The sequence below is a fragment of the Bacillus sp. 5RYD7K genome, assembly GCF_059831465.1.
In genome coordinates this window covers 1,873,169-1,890,225 of record NZ_CP191200.1, presented here as the reverse complement: position 1 = coordinate 1,890,225, position 17,057 = coordinate 1,873,169, and the positions used below count along the sequence as shown (strand labels likewise).

General features: G+C 45.6%; 17 protein-coding genes and 1 riboswitch. Of the genes, 6 read left to right on the top strand and 11 right to left on the bottom strand.

Annotation, left to right across the window (positions count from 1 at the left end):
- Positions 1 to 6 precede the first annotated feature (6 nt).
- The 4 genes from ACQE26_RS09515 to ACQE26_RS09500 all read right to left on the bottom strand — a co-directional run bounded on the left by ACQE26_RS09515 (position 7) and on the right by ACQE26_RS09500 (position 2,867).
- Complete coding sequence (locus tag ACQE26_RS09515) at positions 7 to 987, bottom strand: ABC transporter permease subunit (protein WP_500471368.1); 981 nt, start codon at positions 985 to 987, stop codon at positions 7 to 9.
- Positions 981 to 1,859 (bottom strand): ABC transporter ATP-binding protein, encoded by an 879-nt coding sequence (locus ACQE26_RS09510; protein WP_500471366.1) that lies wholly within the window; start codon positions 1,857 to 1,859, stop codon positions 981 to 983. Before ACQE26_RS09510 ends, ACQE26_RS09515 begins: the two co-directional genes overlap by 7 nt.
- Positions 1,852 to 2,244: a GntR family transcriptional regulator gene (locus ACQE26_RS09505; RefSeq protein ID WP_500471365.1), complete on the bottom strand. Its 393-nt coding sequence runs from the start codon at positions 2,242 to 2,244 to the stop codon at positions 1,852 to 1,854. The genes ACQE26_RS09510 and ACQE26_RS09505 overlap by 8 nt, the downstream gene beginning before the upstream one ends.
- Positions 2,245 to 2,594: 350 nt before the next feature.
- Complete coding sequence (locus ACQE26_RS09500) at positions 2,595 to 2,867, bottom strand: YtzC family protein (protein WP_016938496.1); 273 nt, start codon at positions 2,865 to 2,867, stop codon at positions 2,595 to 2,597.
- 236 nt (positions 2,868 to 3,103) lie between these two features.
- Between ACQE26_RS09500 and mnmL the strand changes: the two genes are divergently transcribed.
- From mnmL to ACQE26_RS09485, 3 genes are all read left to right on the top strand, one after another.
- The gene (gene mnmL / locus ACQE26_RS09495) at positions 3,104 to 4,072 is read left to right on the top strand and encodes a tRNA modification radical SAM protein MnmL/YtqA (protein WP_500471363.1); all 969 of its coding nucleotides are present in this window, start codon (positions 3,104 to 3,106) and stop codon (positions 4,070 to 4,072) included.
- A complete protein-coding gene (mnmM, locus tag ACQE26_RS09490) occupies positions 4,069 to 4,650 on the top strand; it encodes a tRNA 5-(aminomethyl)-2-thiouridylate-methyltransferase MnmM (RefSeq protein WP_500471362.1) in 582 nt (193 codons plus the stop codon). The genes mnmL and mnmM overlap by 4 nt, the downstream gene beginning before the upstream one ends.
- 127 nt (positions 4,651 to 4,777) lie before the next feature.
- A complete protein-coding gene (locus ACQE26_RS09485; RefSeq protein ID WP_500471360.1) occupies positions 4,778 to 4,972 on the top strand; it encodes a hypothetical protein in 195 nt (64 codons plus the stop codon).
- Positions 4,973 to 4,992: 20 nt separating this feature from the next.
- Here ACQE26_RS09485 and ACQE26_RS09480 read toward each other — a convergent pair whose 3' ends face one another.
- The 3 genes from ACQE26_RS09480 to ACQE26_RS09470 all read right to left on the bottom strand — a co-directional run bounded on the left by ACQE26_RS09480 (position 4,993) and on the right by ACQE26_RS09470 (position 7,788).
- Positions 4,993 to 5,799: a glycerophosphodiester phosphodiesterase family protein gene (locus tag ACQE26_RS09480; RefSeq protein WP_500471359.1), complete on the bottom strand. Its 807-nt coding sequence runs from the start codon at positions 5,797 to 5,799 to the stop codon at positions 4,993 to 4,995.
- 109 nt (positions 5,800 to 5,908) lie between these two features.
- Positions 5,909 to 6,988 (bottom strand): tetraprenyl-beta-curcumene synthase, encoded by a 1,080-nt coding sequence (gene tbcS / locus ACQE26_RS09475; protein ID WP_029575344.1) that lies wholly within the window; start codon positions 6,986 to 6,988, stop codon positions 5,909 to 5,911.
- A 20-nt stretch (positions 6,989 to 7,008) separates the two neighbouring features.
- Positions 7,009 to 7,788, bottom strand: a complete 780-nt coding sequence (locus ACQE26_RS09470; protein ID WP_438420441.1) for an alpha/beta hydrolase — start codon at positions 7,786 to 7,788, stop codon at positions 7,009 to 7,011.
- Between the two features lie 46 nt (positions 7,789 to 7,834).
- Between ACQE26_RS09470 and ACQE26_RS09465 the strand changes: the two genes are divergently transcribed.
- The gene (locus tag ACQE26_RS09465) at positions 7,835 to 8,350 is read left to right on the top strand and encodes a gamma carbonic anhydrase (RefSeq protein WP_101605599.1); all 516 of its coding nucleotides are present in this window, start codon (positions 7,835 to 7,837) and stop codon (positions 8,348 to 8,350) included.
- A gap of 175 nt (positions 8,351 to 8,525) precedes the next feature.
- On the opposite strand, the gene alaP is transcribed toward ACQE26_RS09465, so the two are convergent.
- The 3 genes from alaP to metK all read right to left on the bottom strand — a co-directional run bounded on the left by alaP (position 8,526) and on the right by metK (position 13,375).
- Complete coding sequence (gene alaP / locus ACQE26_RS09460) at positions 8,526 to 9,929, bottom strand: alanine permease AlaP (RefSeq protein ID WP_438420442.1); 1,404 nt, start codon at positions 9,927 to 9,929, stop codon at positions 8,526 to 8,528.
- A 201-nt stretch (positions 9,930 to 10,130) separates the two neighbouring features.
- Positions 10,131 to 12,029, bottom strand: a complete 1,899-nt coding sequence (asnB, locus tag ACQE26_RS09455) for an asparagine synthase (glutamine-hydrolyzing) (RefSeq protein WP_500471358.1) — start codon at positions 12,027 to 12,029, stop codon at positions 10,131 to 10,133.
- A 143-nt stretch (positions 12,030 to 12,172) separates the two neighbouring features.
- The gene (metK, locus tag ACQE26_RS09450; protein WP_016938485.1) at positions 12,173 to 13,375 is read right to left on the bottom strand and encodes a methionine adenosyltransferase; all 1,203 of its coding nucleotides are present in this window, start codon (positions 13,373 to 13,375) and stop codon (positions 12,173 to 12,175) included.
- A 169-nt stretch (positions 13,376 to 13,544) separates the two neighbouring features.
- Positions 13,545 to 13,683: riboswitch (SAM riboswitch) on the bottom strand.
- A 197-nt stretch (positions 13,684 to 13,880) separates the two neighbouring features.
- On the opposite strand from metK, the gene pckA reads away from it, so the two are divergent.
- Both pckA and ACQE26_RS09440 read left to right on the top strand, forming a co-directional pair.
- Positions 13,881 to 15,464: a phosphoenolpyruvate carboxykinase (ATP) gene (gene pckA / locus ACQE26_RS09445; protein ID WP_500471356.1), complete on the top strand. Its 1,584-nt coding sequence runs from the start codon at positions 13,881 to 13,883 to the stop codon at positions 15,462 to 15,464.
- A gap of 118 nt (positions 15,465 to 15,582) precedes the next feature.
- A protein-coding gene (locus ACQE26_RS09440) for an IS3 family transposase (RefSeq protein WP_438420396.1) occupies positions 15,583 to 16,733 on the top strand; the annotation gives its coding sequence in 2 pieces (ribosomal slippage) (positions 15,583 to 15,856 and positions 15,856 to 16,733; 1,152 coding nt in all).
- A 62-nt stretch (positions 16,734 to 16,795) separates the two neighbouring features.
- Here ACQE26_RS09440 and ACQE26_RS09435 read toward each other — a convergent pair.
- Positions 16,796 to 17,038 carry a DUF2584 domain-containing protein gene (locus tag ACQE26_RS09435; RefSeq protein WP_013353269.1) on the bottom strand — a complete coding sequence of 81 codons (243 nt, stop codon included), beginning with the start codon at positions 17,036 to 17,038 and terminating at the stop codon, positions 16,796 to 16,798.
- Between the last annotated feature and the right edge of the window lie 19 nt (positions 17,039 to 17,057).

Below are 17,057 nucleotides of genomic sequence, written 5' to 3'. Positions count from 1 at the left end.
CCTCTCTTACACATGCTTCGTTTTTTTATAAATTACAAAATAACTGACCAAAAACCCAACCGCTCCTCCGACAAGCATCCCGACTACATATCCTGTCATTGTATGGCCCGTCGAATACCCAGACAGACCAAAACCGAGAACGGCGATAATGATCACTACAATCTGAACGGGGCGGTCAAGCTGTCTCCAGAGGAAAAAACGGCCGTTCCGTTCCGCCGGCTGTCTGACATAGCAAAAGTACCCAATGGCATAAAATACAATGCTCATCACTGCCGGGATGAGTAATATATACTTGCTGGCAGATACCCAATCCGTATTAACATACATGATCGGAATCAGATATTGAAACGAATCGTTTAGGTAAGCATTGACTGACGGCATCAGCTCATACATGCCGACCCCGAAGATGACTTCCGCATTTGTCAGCGGCAACGAAATAATCAGGTAAGGCGCTATCGACACAGTAAACGCCGTTAACAGCTGGGCGAACGTATTGCCCGTTAAGCAGCCTGCACTCGCGACCAATGCAAAAGCCAAAATACTCACAATGATCTCACCGACGCTGTAATGATGGAAGAAATATACGCGCTCAGGCTTTAACAGAAGAATGAGCAGCTCGGCCAGCCCGTAGCCGATGACTTGGAATCCGGCAATGACCGCCGCTCCGAGCCAAAATTTGGTGTGAAACACCTGAGCGCGGGAATAAGGCAGACTGAACAGCGCATCAATCGTTCCTTTCGTACGCTCCAGTCCGAATAAGCAAACCGCCAAAATCACAGCGGGCGCCCAGTTCAAGCTCAGCATTCTGCTATCCAAAGAATTCACATAAAACTTACAATATGCTCCGTGGGTATCCAGACAGCCTTGGTAGACCAGATAGGTATTTAATACTTCAAACGGATTAACTGCCGCTAAAAAAATACCGACCATCACGAGAACAGTTCGATTCTGCATCCATTCTCTGTACAGCAATCCCCTGTCTACCATCTCCGGTTCCCCCCAAACTTCGCGATGAAGACTTCTTCTAAATTCACAGGAAGTTCGTTCCATACTTTCGGCCGCAGCTCTTGCAGAAATTTCTTTTTCTTCTCATCGTTTTTCGGAATCAGCACTGTATAAAATACACCGGCATGGTCGAGAATCGGTATGTTTTGTTCTCTGATCATCAAGTTGACATCCTCTTCAAACGCCATTTGGATTTTTATGTATTCTTCCTTCATATCATCCAAATCCATCACATTCGTCAGCTGGCTGCCTTCCAAAAATCCGATCCGGTTGCACATTCGCTCAATATCTTCTAAACGATGTGAGGTAATCAGGATGCTCGTTTCCCGTTCAGCGACTTCGTCCACCATAAGCTGAAGCACGTCATGACGTGTTACGGCGTCAATGCCGTCCGTCGGTTCATCCAAAAGAATCAGTGCCGGCCGTGAAGCAAAGGCAAGGACGAGCGCGAGCTGTTTTTTCAGCCCTGTTGATAGTTCACGGTATTTCTTCGTTTCCGGAATATTGTACCTGTTCATCAGCTCATTGGCGTAAGTCACATCAAAATTCGGATAGATTCTGCTTACAATCGCAACAAGCTGTTTATATGTATATTTGTCATAAAAAGGATTTTCAACAGGCATATAAATGATATTCTGTTTTACTTTTGGGTGCCGCTTTATTTCCACCTGATTAAATAAAACCGTTCCTTGATCCGGCAGGAGAATCTGCTGAATGAGCCGGAGCAGCGTTGTTTTCCCTGATCCGTTTCGGCCAAGCAGCCCGAAAATTTCTCCTTTTCCGATAGTAAGTGAAATGTCTTTGAGCACTTCTTTACTGTCAATTGTTTTTGAGAGATTACGCAATTCAATCATGATCCGTGCCTCCTTTCACATCAGCGCTGATTTCCTTTATCCATTCCTGCAGCTGCTCCAGCTCAACTCCCGCGTAATGGGCATCGATGATGAGCTGTTTCAATTGCTCTTTTATCATCGTCATCTTCCCTTCAACCAATGTCTTTTTTGCATTCTCCGATATATACGTTCCTCTTCCCCTCAGCGTTTCAATGACGCCATCGCGTTCAAGCTCCTTGTACGCTTTGCTGACGGTATTCGGATTGGCGATAATGATCGTTGCCAATTCTCTGACAGAAGGAAGTTTATCCCCCGGCTTCATGATCCCTTTCAAACAAAGCTCTTTCAATTGCTGTATGATTTGCTCATAAATCGGAGTTGAGCTTCTCGGGTCGATTTGAATCATTTACTTCCCTTCTTTCTTTTACGAGCTGCTCGATTTCTTTAAATGTTCTGCCACTGAAAACCGATGACGACAAGAATGACAAACAGACTGCTGGCCAAAACCGAAGCGGCGATAATAAGAGGCACATCTTGTTTTACGGATCTTTTGTTTTTCATGAAAGCTCTCCTTTCCTTTGCTCAGCATTTATATGTCGTTTTTATTTTTTTAAGTGTTTGTAGTGTATTACGTCAAGTAGTACACATAATACAATAAACACACTCCGCCTTATTGTCAATTCTTTTTTGAAAAGAAATACAAAAAAACCCGCCGGGATTCCGGCAGGGTTTTTTGCACCATCTGAGACAGCGCGGTCAGTAATCGAAATTACGCTGCAAAATCATATTGTTTTGCAAAGTCTGCAGCTGCAGCCTCATTCGGTAAAGCTGTTCTCTCTGCTGATCATTCGCAGATAATGACAGCTTGTTTAATTCATTCACCGCGTTTTCAAGCATCATTTGCGCTTCACTGTACTCATTATCATTATAATGCTCTTGTTTTGAAGCGGTTATAAATTGCTCATTCGCAAATTCATACGCCTGTTCGCTTCTTTGGAGATGTTCATCTACTGATTGTCTTGTTGCCAACGAAACCCCTCCTCAGTGAATGGAAATCAAATTTAGTTTGAGCGGATGAAAAATGAATAACACCCGAAGGTTGCAGGAAAGTGAACCAAATTTTCCGTATATCAGCTAAAGGAATGAGAATTCTGTCTGCAGTCATAATAAGCAAAAGAAAGCCGCATCTGTTTTCACATTGTGAACCCCCATCATTCATGCTACAATTTTAGGATGCATCTGATGTGAGGGAGGCTTTTTGAACATTGAACGAGAATAACCCTTTTCCTTATTCAAATACGGAAAAACGGTACCATACATTAAATTATCATCTGCGGGAGCATTTCGGAAATAAAGTGTTTAAAGTCGCGCTTGACGGCGGTTTTGACTGTCCGAATCGGGACGGCACGGTTGCACACGGCGGCTGCACGTTCTGCAGCGCTGCGGGCTCCGGCGATTTTGCCGGCAACCGGGCCGATGACTTAATCACGCAATTTCACGATATCAAAAACCGCATGCACGAAAAGTGGAAAGACGGCAAATATATCGCATATTTTCAAGCTTTCACGAATACGCATGCTCCGGTAGAGGAGCTGCGTGAGAAATTTGAATCCGTACTCAAGCTTGACGGCGTTGTCGGCATGTCTATCGCAACCCGTCCGGACTGCCTGCCCGATGATGTCGTGGAATATTTAGCCGAACTGAATGAGCGGACATATTTGTGGGTTGAGCTCGGGCTGCAGACCGTACATGAGCGGACCGCCCTTCTGATCAACCGCGCCCATGATTTTGACTGCTATGTTGAGGGCGTCAATAAGCTGAGAAAACACGGCATCCGCGTTTGTTCCCATATCATTAACGGGCTTCCGCTCGAAAACAGGGACATGATGATGGAAACGGCCAAAGCGGTTGCCGATTTGGATGTTCAAGGCATCAAAATTCACCTGCTTCATTTATTAAAAGGCACACCGATGGTGAAGCAGTATGAAAAAGGAAAGCTCGAATTTCTTTCTCAGGAAGAATATGTCCAGCTTGTATGTGATCAGCTCGAAATCATTCCCCCGGAAATGATCGTTCACCGCATTACGGGAGACGGGCCGATTGAATTAATGGTCGGGCCGATGTGGAGCGTCAACAAATGGGAAGTACTGGGCGCCATTCAAAAAGAGCTGGAAGCACGCGGAAGCTATCAAGGAAAGCTTTTCAGGAAAATCGGGGAGGAGACTGCCCTATGACCTTGATGCATATCCTCCCTTTCAGTAAAGAATTGCTGAAGTCAGCCGCACAAGAAGGAGATATCACGGTTGACGCGACGATGGGCAACGGACATGATACATATTTTCTGGCAGGCCTTGTCGGTGAGACAGGACATGTTCATGCCTTCGATATTCAAGCGGACGCACTCGCCAAAACGAAGGAGCGGCTCGGTGCCGCCTTCAGCCCGCGCGTCACGCTTCACCATAAGAGCCATGATCAAATCAAGGCCTCTCTGCCCAAGGAAGTGCACGGGCATGTGGCTTGTGCGGTATTTAATCTCGGCTATCTGCCCGGCGGCGATAAAACCATTACGACAAACGGCCGCTCAACCATTTCTGCCATCGAACAGCTCCTTGAGCTGCTGAAGGAAAACGGGCTGATCGTTCTCGTTGTCTACCACGGTCATCCTGAAGGCAAGACGGAAAAAAGTGCATTACTGGAGTACTGCAGCAATCTTGATCAGGAAAAAGCCCGCGTGCTGAGCTACGGCTTTCTCAACCAGCGAAACGACCCACCGTTTATTATAGCGATTGAAAAGAAATCTGCCGGCAAATAAAGAATCGGCCCGTATATGACAGGCCGATTCTTTTTGTGAATGGTGTTTACATTTTTTCAAAAGTCCCTTACCATTAATAATGGAAAAAAGTACATGTTTAAATGTAACATCCGGGAGGGGCAGCAGTTTGAATATTCTTCGCATCATATTTTCCAGTGTTCCCTATGTCATGTTCGTCATCATCTTATCAAGGCATTTAGGATTTGAGTTCGCAAAAACCTATTATTGGTGGTTTGCCGCATTTTTCGTCATCGGGCTGATCGGCAAATTTGCAATGCACCTTGCAGCAAAAAAGAAACCATTAGAAAAAGAGACAGCGTAAATGCGCATGTCTCTTTTTATTTACTGCTTTTGCAGCACGTTACGTGTATATGCGGGATTGTTTGTAAATACCCCATCTACTTTTTGTTTCAGCATAATCGGCGTCAGAGCCCGCTCATCTTCCTTATCAAAAAAGACGTGAACCTTCATCTTATTGTGATGGATACGTTTGACGGCGGCTTCATTTGTTAATTTAGCATTAAGACCGACTGTATCAGCATATGTTCTGATGGCTTGCAGCTGCTTATCATTTATGTTCTCAGCCTCTTTATCTTTTAATAACCGAACAAGAGGGACGTTTTTATTCATAGATCGAACTTTCTTTAAGCTCTTCTCGCTAAAGGATTCAATGACCGCTTTATGACTGGAAATCAGCTTATATTTTTGTAATATGTCAATCAGCTTCTTTTCCATCACCAGGCTGCCGTTGCTTTCTCTTGTCTCAATATAGTAATTGGCAGTTTGTCCGAATTTCTCTATGATTTCTTCAATCGTTAAAATCTTTTCTCCTTTTCCGGCATTCAGTTTTTTGATCTCAGCCAAAGACAGATCCTCTGTCAATCCTTTACCATCAGTTGTCCGATCGACCGTTTTATCATGAATTGCAATCAGATGGCCGTCCTTTGTCTCCCTTAAGTCTATCTCAATATAGTCTGCTTTGTCTTTAATGGCACGTGCATAGGATAAAGCAGTATGCTCCGGTTCAATCGCAGAAGAGCCCCTATGCGCTATTAATACGGGATGATAGCCGGCGAAAGCATGTATGACGGAGCAGCCGCCCGTCATGGAAATTAATCCTATGATGACTAAATACTTTAATTTTTTCATAAAATTAAAATATCATATTATGCCTGCGCAAACAATGTTTCATTCTTCACATAAGAATAAAAAAACCGCACCTTCATGATATACACACACGAAAGGCGCAGTTCACCCATTACGAACTTTTCGTCCAAGCCATCTTCTGAAATTTGCGGTAGGCTCTTCCGTTGATATAAAAGAAAAATGACGTTTTGCCGCTTGCTCTGATCAGCTTTCGCGCGAGGCGGCCCATTTCTTTTTGGCTGGCGACTTTGTCATCGGATAAATAGACGCCGAGCAGCCCCCTGTTAATCAGCCGGTGGAAGTTTTCATGCGGAATGCCGTGCAGATGTTCATCCGCTTTTTCAATAAAATGCTTCAGTCTCTGCATCATTTCTTCATGAGACTGATAATACGTGCAGAAATTCAAATCGCCTTCAAGCAGATCCTCTTCCTGGTCAATTAAATAATCGAGCAGAATGTGCAGGCCTTGTATGTACGGAAAATAACTGCTGCGGATTTTCTCAGCGGTATGTTCGTTAAAATCTGGCTGGAATGAGTAAGCAACGAGACAGAAAATGCCTAACGTCGAACCGGCGCAGGCCGAGAACTCAAACCATTCCATTTCCGGAAGCTTTGACTGATACTGCTCAAACCAGGCTTTAAGCCTCGGAACGCGTTCATGTTCTACGACATGCTTATGAACCTGAAGATCGCAATAATAATCGCACAGCTCAAGCAGATAAGGTTTAATAAGGCTGTAGTGTTCTATTGACCCAAGCACCCGCTGGCATGTTTTGACCAGCTCATGAAGATAACCGCCGTCATCCTGCTCCTCTCTGTACTGATAGTACGGCTGCACCTCTGCACCCACCGTCAGCGCGTCACGCATGGAAAGGTGAAGCATGCGGAAATCCTCCGGGTCAAGCGATGTGCTGCGGTCGCACAGATTGTCCAGATAATCACTGATCGTCTGATACGCAATGATAAATTGCACACACTTCTCTTTTTGCTCTCCCGACAGCAGTGCTAAAATGCCGCCGCCTTCACAATGAAACGATTTATCACGGATACTTGCGGCCGCCTGCTGCCGCAGCTCGGTATTTTTAATGGAATCTGATTTTTCCCGCCACATATTCAATTCCTGATGAACGAGCGGAAAAATTTCCCGATACACTTTTGCCATAAGGTTAAAAGGATGTTCCGGTACTGTCAACATATGCACCCCCAGCGAATTCAAATATACTGATCTGTAAAGGCTTTCGCCGCCTTAAACACAGCTTCTCTTTCCGGTTCATTAAAAATTTCATGATAAAGCCCTTCCCACTCCCGGTAAGACTTATTATGGGAAGCCACACCGGCAAACCATTTGCGGACTTTCATTTTATCGACGATTTTGTCATCACCGCCCTGCATAAGCAAAAGCGGCACCTTTAAAAACGCATCGGTCGGCACCATAGCGGCATCAATCGTTTTTATAAGCTCTCTGTACCATCTTACAGATACTTTCGTGACATATAAAGAATCGTTTTGATCCGCTTCAATCATATCCGCATTCCTTGTCGCCATATCAGGTGATAAACCGGAGTCCACTCTGATGGACGGAGCGAGGACATTCAGCCCTTTAGACGCAAAATCAAGCACTTTATTGACTTTTATTTGCAGCCCGAGACAAGGTGATGATAAAATGAGTGCCGTAATGCGGGGATTTCTCTGCTGCTTAAACCATTCTATCGCAATCAGTCCGCCCATGCTGTGGCCCAGAAGGAAAACGGGTGCTTCAAGCGTTCTCGCTTGATCAATCCATATATCTACTTCATCAATGTATTCTTGGAAAGAGCGAATATGCCCTCTGGCGCGGGTGGATGTTCCCTGACCCGGCAAATCGCCCATCACCACGTTATATCCGGAAGATCTCCACATTTCAACGAGCCATTTATAACGCCCGTGATATTCACTTGCCCCGTGGATGATGACAATGGTACCGACGGGCCTGTCTGCTTTCCAAGTCCACATGCAGTTCACCTCTTACATAAATTTAAAGAAAGAAGGATGAGACATGATAATCTACCCTTATAAACAATTTACGCCGGATATACATCCTGATGCGTTTATCGCGGATAACGCCGTCATTACGGGTGACGTCGTGATCGGAGAACAATCAAGCATTTGGTTCTCAGCCGTCATCCGCGGGGATGTTGCGCCGACAAGGATCGGAAAAAGAGTCAGCATACAAGACTTGAGCTGTCTGCATCAAAGTCCCGGCCGCCCGCTTCTTATTGAAGATGACGTCACGATCGGCCATCAGGTTACACTGCACAGCGCAGTCATCAGAAAGAATGCTTTAATCGGTATGGGCTCCGTCATTCTGGACGGGGCGGAAATCGGAGAAGGCGCGTTTATCGGCGCCGGAAGTCTCGTTCCTCCGGGCAAAACCATTCCTCCCGGCTGTCTTGCGTTCGGCCGGCCCGCAAAGGTCATCCGCCGGCTGACAGAAGAAGACATACGGGACATGGAAAGAATCAGAACGGAATATGTTGAAAAAGGCCGATACTATAAAACACTGCAAGAGAAATAAAAAAGATCAGCTTTGTTTTACTACTGTACCATTTTTCAAAATATTATTTAAGTAATAACCATTTGCGTTCCGCTGATTGTCAGGAAACAGTAGCAAAATGTTCAGGAATTTGTTTTATTCTTCCCCCTTTTACCCGATCCTATGAAAAAAGAGCCCATTTCAGCGGGCTCTTTTTTTACGCTTTTTCAGCGAATGTCTGTCCGTTTTCCAGGTTTATGTGTTTTCTTTTGTGGAAGCCTTTCCCGTAATAGGCTGCTAATAAAATGCCGAACCAGACAGGGCCGATGATGACAGCAACCCTGGTTTCTGCATCAAAAGCCATCAGCACAACGACAAATGCGAGAAAAGCCAGTGAGATGTATGAGGAAAAAGGGTATAAAGGCATTTTATATTTCAGTTTTTTCCGTTCTTCCGGCTGTAAACTTTTACGGTATTTCATTTGGGAAAGCAAAATAATCGACCATGTCCAAATTGCTCCGAACGTCGCAATGCTTGTCACCCACGTAAACACTTTCGCCGGCACCACGTAGTTCAGCAGAACGCCGATGCATAACGCACCCGCTGAAACCAATACCGCTTTTCCCGGCACGCCGCCTTTTGTGACCGTGCCGTAGGCTTTCGGGGCTTCATTTTGCTCCGCGAGATTAAACAGCATGCGTCCCGTGCTGAAGATCCCGCTGTTGCAGGAAGAAAGAGCCGCCGTCAAAACGACAAAATTAATGATTCCGGCTGCTGCGGGAATTCCGATTTTTTCAAATGTCAAAACAAACGGACTGCCGCCTGAACCGATTTCCTGCCACGGATAAATTGACATAATGACAAATAAAGCTCCGACGTAAAAAATGAGAATGCGCCAAAAAACCGTATCAATGGCCCGCGCCAATGATTTTTCCGGATTTTTGACCTCACCGGCTGTGACACCGATCAGCTCAATTCCGAGATATGCAAACATGACCATTTGCAGCGACAGCAGCACCCCTTTAATCCCATTCGGGAAAAAGCCGCCGTTGCTCCATAAATTGCTGATTCCAAGCGCGACGCCTCCGTTTCCGAGACCGAATACGATCATCACCAGACCGATCGCAATCATTGACAGAATCGCCAAGACTTTAATGAGCGCAAACCAGAATTCAAGTTCACCATACGCTTTGACCGCCAGAAAGTTGACAGCTGTCATAATGACGAGTGCACAAAGCGCCCAGATCCATGACGGCACGTCAGGGAACCAGTAGCCCATATAAATGCCGACCGCGGTGATTTCCGCCATACAGGTCACGACCCATAAAAACCAATAATTCCAGCCTGTTAAAAAACCAGCCAGCGGTCCGAGATAATCTCTTGCATAGCGGCTGAATGAGCCGGCAACAGGCTTTTGAATCGCCATTTCCCCTAATGCCCGCATAATAAAAAACATGACCAGCCCGCTGCAGGCGTAAGCGGCTAAAATCCCCGGTCCTGCAAGCTTTATGGCAGAAGCTGACCCGAGAAACAGTCCGACCCCTATCGCGGCGCCCAAAGACATAAGCGAGATATGCCTCTCTTCCAAACCGCGGTGAAGCGTTTTTCCTTTGTTTTGCATAACTCTCCCCCCTGATTTTGACAGAAAAGTAACAAACCGAGACGAAATAGCCAGAAAGCACTTTCCGGCATCTGCCCGATTAGTCCTATTATAACCTTTTTCTGAATATTGCGTAATACTTTACTGAAAACATAGCGGAATAGACGGTTTACATAAAACAATAGAAAAAAAGGCTTTCGATAACATCGAAAGCCTTTTGGATTAAACGAAAATGACTTCTTTCGGCTGGTGATTCAGCTCTTCCGGCACCAGTCTTTTTTCAACATTGATGCTGTGCCAGATCATGAAGATCAGCACGGTCCAAATTTTGCGGCTGTTGTCCGCTCTGTCGGCGCAATGATCTTCCAGAAGCTGAAGGACATAATCCTTTTCAATATAAGCGTCTGTTTCACTTTCACGAATGATGTTGCGCACCCATTCGTTCATTTCATTTTTCAGCCAGTGGCGGATCGGCACAGGGAAACCGAGTTTTTTGCGGTTCAGCACATGATCAGGCACAACTCCTTCAGCGGCTTTACGCAGAAGGTATTTCGTCGTACCGTTTTTCGTTTTCAGTTCATCCGGAATTTTAGATGCCACGTCAAACACGACTTTATCAAGGAACGGCACGCGCAGCTCCAATGAGTTAGCCATCGTCATTTTGTCAGCCTTTAACAGGATGTCGCCGCGCATCCACGTGTGAATGTCGACATACTGCATTTTATTAATGTCGCTGTATGAACGGCTTTCCGTAAAGTACGGCTTCGTAACATCACGGTATGAAAGCTCTGGGTTGTAATGTTTGAGCAGCTGTTTTTTCACAGGCTCTTCAAAAATCTTCGCATTTCCGATATAACGGTCCTCAAGCGGTGTACAGCCGCGGACTAAGAGGCTTTTTCCTCTCATTCCTTCCGGCATGACGGACGCCACATGAAGAAGCATTTTTTTCAGACCGGACGGAATGCGTTCAAACGGTTTAAGCGACAGCGGTTCGCGGTAAATATTGTACCCGCCGAACAGCTCGTCCGCGCCTTCCCCGGATAACGCAACCGTTACATGCTTTTTCGCTTCTTTCGCGACAAAATACAAAGGAATCGCCGCCGGATCTGCAAGCGGGTCATCAAAGTGCCACACGATTTTCGGAAGCTCGTTCATATACTCCTCAGGAGAAATGACTTTGCTGATATTTTCAATCCCGAGCGCGGCAGCTGTTTCCTTCGCTACGTCAACCTCACTGAAACCCTGCTGTTCAAAGCCGACAGAAAATGTTTTAAGGTTCGGGTGAAATTCTTTCGCAACTGAGACGATAAAAGAAGAGTCGATGCCGCCGGATAGAAACGAGCCGACAGGAACGTCACTTCTCATGTGGACTTTGACAGAGTCAAAGATTGCGTCTCTGACTTCTTTCACCAATTTATCTTCATCGGACTGAACGGGCTTAAAGTTCGCTTTGAAATACGTTTTAAACGTGATTTCGCCTTCCGGGCGGATCGTAAACTGGCTGCCCGGCTCGACTTTTTTCACTTCAGCGTCAAGCGTGCCCGGTTCAGGAACGAATTGGAAAGACATATATTGCTGTAAAGAAGCTTTATCGAGATCAATACCGTTTTGAGCGGCCATTAAACTTTTTCTTTCAGATGCAAAATACACTTTGTCCCCGATGGTTGTGTAATACAGCGGTTTAATGCCGAACGGGTCTCTCGCGCCGTACATGACACGGTCAGTTTTGTTCCAGATTAAAAACGCAAACATTCCGCGAAGCTTTGAAGCAGCTTCTTCTTTATAATGACGGTATGTCGCAAGGAGCACCTCGGTATCGGAATCTGTATTGAAAGTGTAGCCTTTCGCTTCAAGCTCTTCTCTCAATTCAATGTAGTTATAGATTTCGCCGTTAAAAATGATCCAATATTTCTCATCTTCATATGATAAAGGCTGTCCGCCGTTTTCTACGTCAATAATACTGAGCCGTCTGAAGCCGAATCCGACGTGCTCATCATGATAATACCCATCGCTGTCAGGACCGCGGTGAACGATCATTTGGTTCATTTGTTTGATTAGCTCTTCTTGATCTGCGGTTTGAGTTAATGGATGCTTATTAAAAACACCGACAAATCCACACATAGTATAGCCTCCATAAGTGTAATTTTCTAATTGGACCCCCTTTTTATAGACGCTTTGTTACGCCATTGGTTTCACGCTATGTAAAAAATAAGCATGGCAGCATCTGCAAAAAGGGAAAGCCGCTTAAATAAGCGGCTATAAAATTATTCTCCTAGTGCTTCTTTGCGAAGCGCATCCGCCTTGTCAGTACGCTCCCAAGGAAGATCCACATCGTGACGTCCGAAGTGGCCGTAAGCGGCAGTCTGCTTATAGATCGGACGGCGCAAATCAAGCATTTTAATAATGCCGGCAGGTCTCAGGTCGAAGTTATTCCGTACGACTTCGATCAGTTTCTCTTCAGAAGCTTTTCCTGTATCAAATGTATTGATGGAAATAGATACAGGCTGTGCCACGCCGATTGCGTATGCAAGCTGCACTTCACAAGAATCAGCAAGTCCTGCAGCCACGATGTTTTTCGCTACGTATCTCGCAGCGTAAGCCGCTGAACGGTCTACTTTCGTCGCATCCTTACCGGAGAATGCACCGCCGCCGTGGCGTGCATATCCGCCGTATGTGTCAACGATGATTTTACGGCCGGTAAGTCCCGCATCGCCTTGAGGACCGCCGATTACGAAACGTCCCGTAGGGTTGATGAAGTATTTTGTTTCGTCATCAATCAGTTCCTCTGGCACGACAGGGTTAATGACATGCTCTTTCAGATTGCGCTGAATCTGCTCAAGCGTAATTTCCGGATGGTGCTGAGTTGAGATGACGATCGCGTCGATGCGGACCGGCTTGTTGTTTTCATCATATTCAACGGTAACTTGCGTTTTTCCGTCAGGGCGAAGGTACGGAAGAATGTCTTCTTTGCGGACTTCGCTCAAACGGCGGGCCAATTTATGCGCCAAAGAGATCGGAAGCGGCATAAGCTCTTTCGTTTCGTTACACGCATAACCGAACATCAGACCTTGGTCACCTGCTCCGATAGCTTCGATTTCAGCATCGCTCATTGTGCCTTCACGCGCTTCAAGAGCCTGATCGACACCCATCGCGATATCCGCAGACTGTTCATCAATTGATGTTAAAACAGCGCAAGTCTCCGCATCAAATCCGTATTTTGCCCGTGTGTAGCCGATTTCTTTAATCGTTTCACGGACTGTTTTCGGAATGTCAACGTATGTTGATGTTGTAATCTCTCCGCTTACCAGCACAAGGCCTGTCGTTACAGATGTTTCACAGGCTACGCGCGCGTTCGGGTCTTTTTTTAAAATCTCATCTAAGATGCTGTCAGAAATTTGGTCACAGATTTTATCCGGATGACCCTCGGTAACAGATTCAGATGTAAATAATCGACGGTTTTTACTCATTCACTTTTCCTCCTGAAAAAAGATCTTTTGAAAGACCTTCTCATATGATACGGAACTCGCTCCCTCTTAATACAATGTCATACTATATCAGAGAATGTTAATTGGCATATTTTATGAAATAAAAAAACCTTTTCCACTCGAGGAAAGGGTTTGGTCTGTGTGCCTTTCACTCTTATCGCTCAAGGAAATATTAAACCTTGCATCAGGTTAGCACCTTGGTTTCCCACAGTGTATTCACCTGCTTTTTTACAGAGAAACCGGTTGCTGGGCTTCATCGGGCCTGTCCCTCCGCCAGCTCGGGATAAGAGTATCCGCTCAATGAAATATCTTATCGTAAAAGGGCGGAAAGTGTCAATATGAATTAAAGCGATTACGCGCCTTTATTTCGGGAAGCAATGGAAAAACACAAACAAAAAATAATAAACAGTATAGACTATTTTTATATATGTGTTATACTAATTACACATTCAGCGAAATAAAAATAAACCGGCAAAGGAAGGGTTTTATGAAATTAGTTGATTTAACTGCAGATCTTCAAGCATTACTCGCAAGTCCAAATGTGCATCATAATTTATCGGCGCCAAAACTTACCGAAAAAGTGATCACCCGAAATGAAGGCACACTGACATCTACGGGCGCCGTACGTGCCACTACCGGTGCATATACGGGGCGATCACCTAAAGATAAATTTATCGTTCGTGAAAAAAGCACAGAAAATCAAATTGATTGGGGCGCGGTGAACCAGTCCATTTCTGAAGAGGCGTTTGAAAAGCTGTACGCCAAAGTCGTCAGCTACTTAAAACAGAGAGATGAACTGTTTGTTTTTGAAGGATTCGCAGGCGCAGATGAAAAATACAGACTGCCGATTACAGTCGTAAATGAATTTGCATGGCACAACCTGTTCGCGCGCCAGCTGTTTATCAGACCGGAGACGGCTGAAAGGGATCCGGAAGCACAGCCGTTTACCATTCTCTCAGCTCCGCATTTTAAAGCGGATCCGGAGACGGACGGCACGCATTCGGAAACATTTATCATTGTCTCTTTCGAAAAGCGCGTCATTTTAATCGGCGGCACCGAATACGCCGGAGAAATGAAAAAATCAATTTTCTCCATTATGAACTTCCTTCTTCCGCAGCAAGATATTCTGCCGATGCACTGCTCAGCCAACGTCGGTGAAAAAGGTGATGTCGCCTTGTTTTTCGGTCTTTCCGGCACGGGGAAAACGACGCTTTCAGCCGATGCGGACCGGAAACTGATCGGCGATGACGAGCACGGCTGGTCAGACTCCGGCGTGTTTAACATTGAAGGCGGATGTTATGCTAAATGTATCAACCTGAGCGAGGAAAAAGAACCGCAGATTTTTCGTGCGATCCGCTTCGGGTCTGTTCTTGAGAATGTTGTGCTTGATGAAAAAACGGGTGAGGCGGATTACGACAATTCCTTCTACACGGAAAACACAAGAGCCGCGTATCCGATTGAGATGATCGGCAATATCGTGCAGCCGAGCATTGCCGGCCATCCGCAGGCGATCGTCTTTTTAACGGCGGACGCGTTCGGGGTGCTCCCTCCGATCAGCAAACTGACGAAGGAACAGGCGATGTATCATTTCTTAAGCGGGTACACCAGCAAACTCGCGGGAACCGAGCGCGGCGTGACATCTCCGCAAACGACTTTCTCAACATGCTTCGGTTCGCCTTTCCTGCCGCTTCCGGCTCACGTCTATGCCGAAATGCTCGGGCATAAAATCGACGAGCACGGCGCTCAAGTCTTCCTGGTCAACACAGGCTGGACCGGCGGAGGGTACGGAGTCGGAGAGCGGATGAAACTTTCGTATACAAGAGCGATGGTAAAAGCCGCAATTGACGGCACGCTTGATCAGACAGATATGACGGCTGACAGCATTTTCGGCCTGCACAGTCCCGTTCACGTTCCGGGCGTTCCCGATGAGGTTCTTCAGCCTGAAAACACATGGAGCGATAAAAAAGCATACAACGAAAAGGCGCTGTTTTTAGCCAATGAGTTTAAAGAAAACTTTAAAAAGTTTTCTCATGCAGACTCGATCGCCAAAGCCGGCGGGCCTCTCGTTTAATCAAAAAAGCCAAGGGCGCTGCTGGGGACTGACCCCATAATATGAGACAAACAAAAAACACCTTCAAGTTTGAAAACGGATCGTTGTTATCCGAAATTAGACTTGGAGGTGTTTTTCTATGAGGACAAGAGTGAGTTATCCGGTTGAAGTCAAACAGAAAGCTGTAGAAATGAGATTGGCGGGCGTGCCTGTGAAGGAGATCATGCAGGAATTGAATATAAAGAATAAGACGCAGGTGCAGACATGGGTCAGGTGGTATAAAGCTGGGGATACACATCGATTCGAACAACCTGTCGGAAAGCAATATTCTTATGGGAAAGGTCCAGAGTATTCTTCCGAATTAGAGAAACTGCAGGCAGAAAATTGTTATCTGAGACAACAGAATGAAGTGTTAAAAAAGTACAACGAATTGGAAAGGAAGCTGATAGCGAAACGCCAGTCGAGCTTGTAGAAGCATTGCGCGGCACAATGACCATAAAGGATATCTGTATTCATTTAGGTATCTCACGAGCATCTTATTATCGTTGGAAGAAGAATCTGATGAAAGATAACCCTAAATACCATTTAGAAAAACAAATCGGCACGTTGTGCCGAGAACACAAGTATCGATATGGCTATCGGAAAATCACAGCCATATTAAAAAAGGAAATGCGTATGAATCATAAAACAGTTCAGCGCATTATGCAGAAGAATCAGTGGCAATGCCGGGTTAAGGTGAAAAAGCGCAAGAAGAATGGGCAGCCATATGCCGTGGCCGAGAATATATTGGATCGAAACTTTCAGTCTGATCGCCCTCTGGAAAAGCTAGTAACGGATATCACATATTTGCCTTATGGGCAGAAACAATTGTATCTTTCCAGTATATTGGATTTATACAATGGAGAAGTGATTGCTTTTACGATTGGCGATAGACAGGACACAGACTTTGTCTTACACACACTTGATCAGCTGCCCGCACTGCCAGAGAACTGCGTGTTACATAGTGACCAAGGTTCTGTTTATACATCTTATGAGTATCAGAAAGCTGTTAAAACAAAAGGCATTACCATGAGCATGTCCCGCAAAGGGACGCCCGCTGATAATGCCTCCATCGAATCGTTTCATTCCTCACTAAAGTCTGAAACGTTCTACCTCGACAGGTTGGAAAGCACTACGACGACCATCGTAGAACAAACTGTCGAAACCTATATACACTATTATAACAACATTCGTATTCAAACGAAACTAAACAACCAGCCGCCGGTCACATACCGACAGCTGGCTGCTTAAAGGTGTTTTGATCCCTGTCTCAAAAACGGGGGTCAGTCCCGCTGCCCTCGGCTTTTGTTTTTTCAGTTAGTCGAATGAAGCGAAGTGAGTCTGTATGTAATGCTCGTCCGTCCGTTCGCCCATTCGAGCTTTTGGACTTCGCCGGTTCCGGATTTCTCGCCGTTTTTTGTTTTGCGCACGTCCATCGGAATATCAAGAGGATAAACGCGGTAGCCCTCTTTCTCCAATAAAAAGATATTTTCCTCTATCCGTTTTTCATTGCCTTTTGTCACAATCATTGTATTAAATTCAACAGGCATTCCCAAAATGAAAATCCCCTTTCAT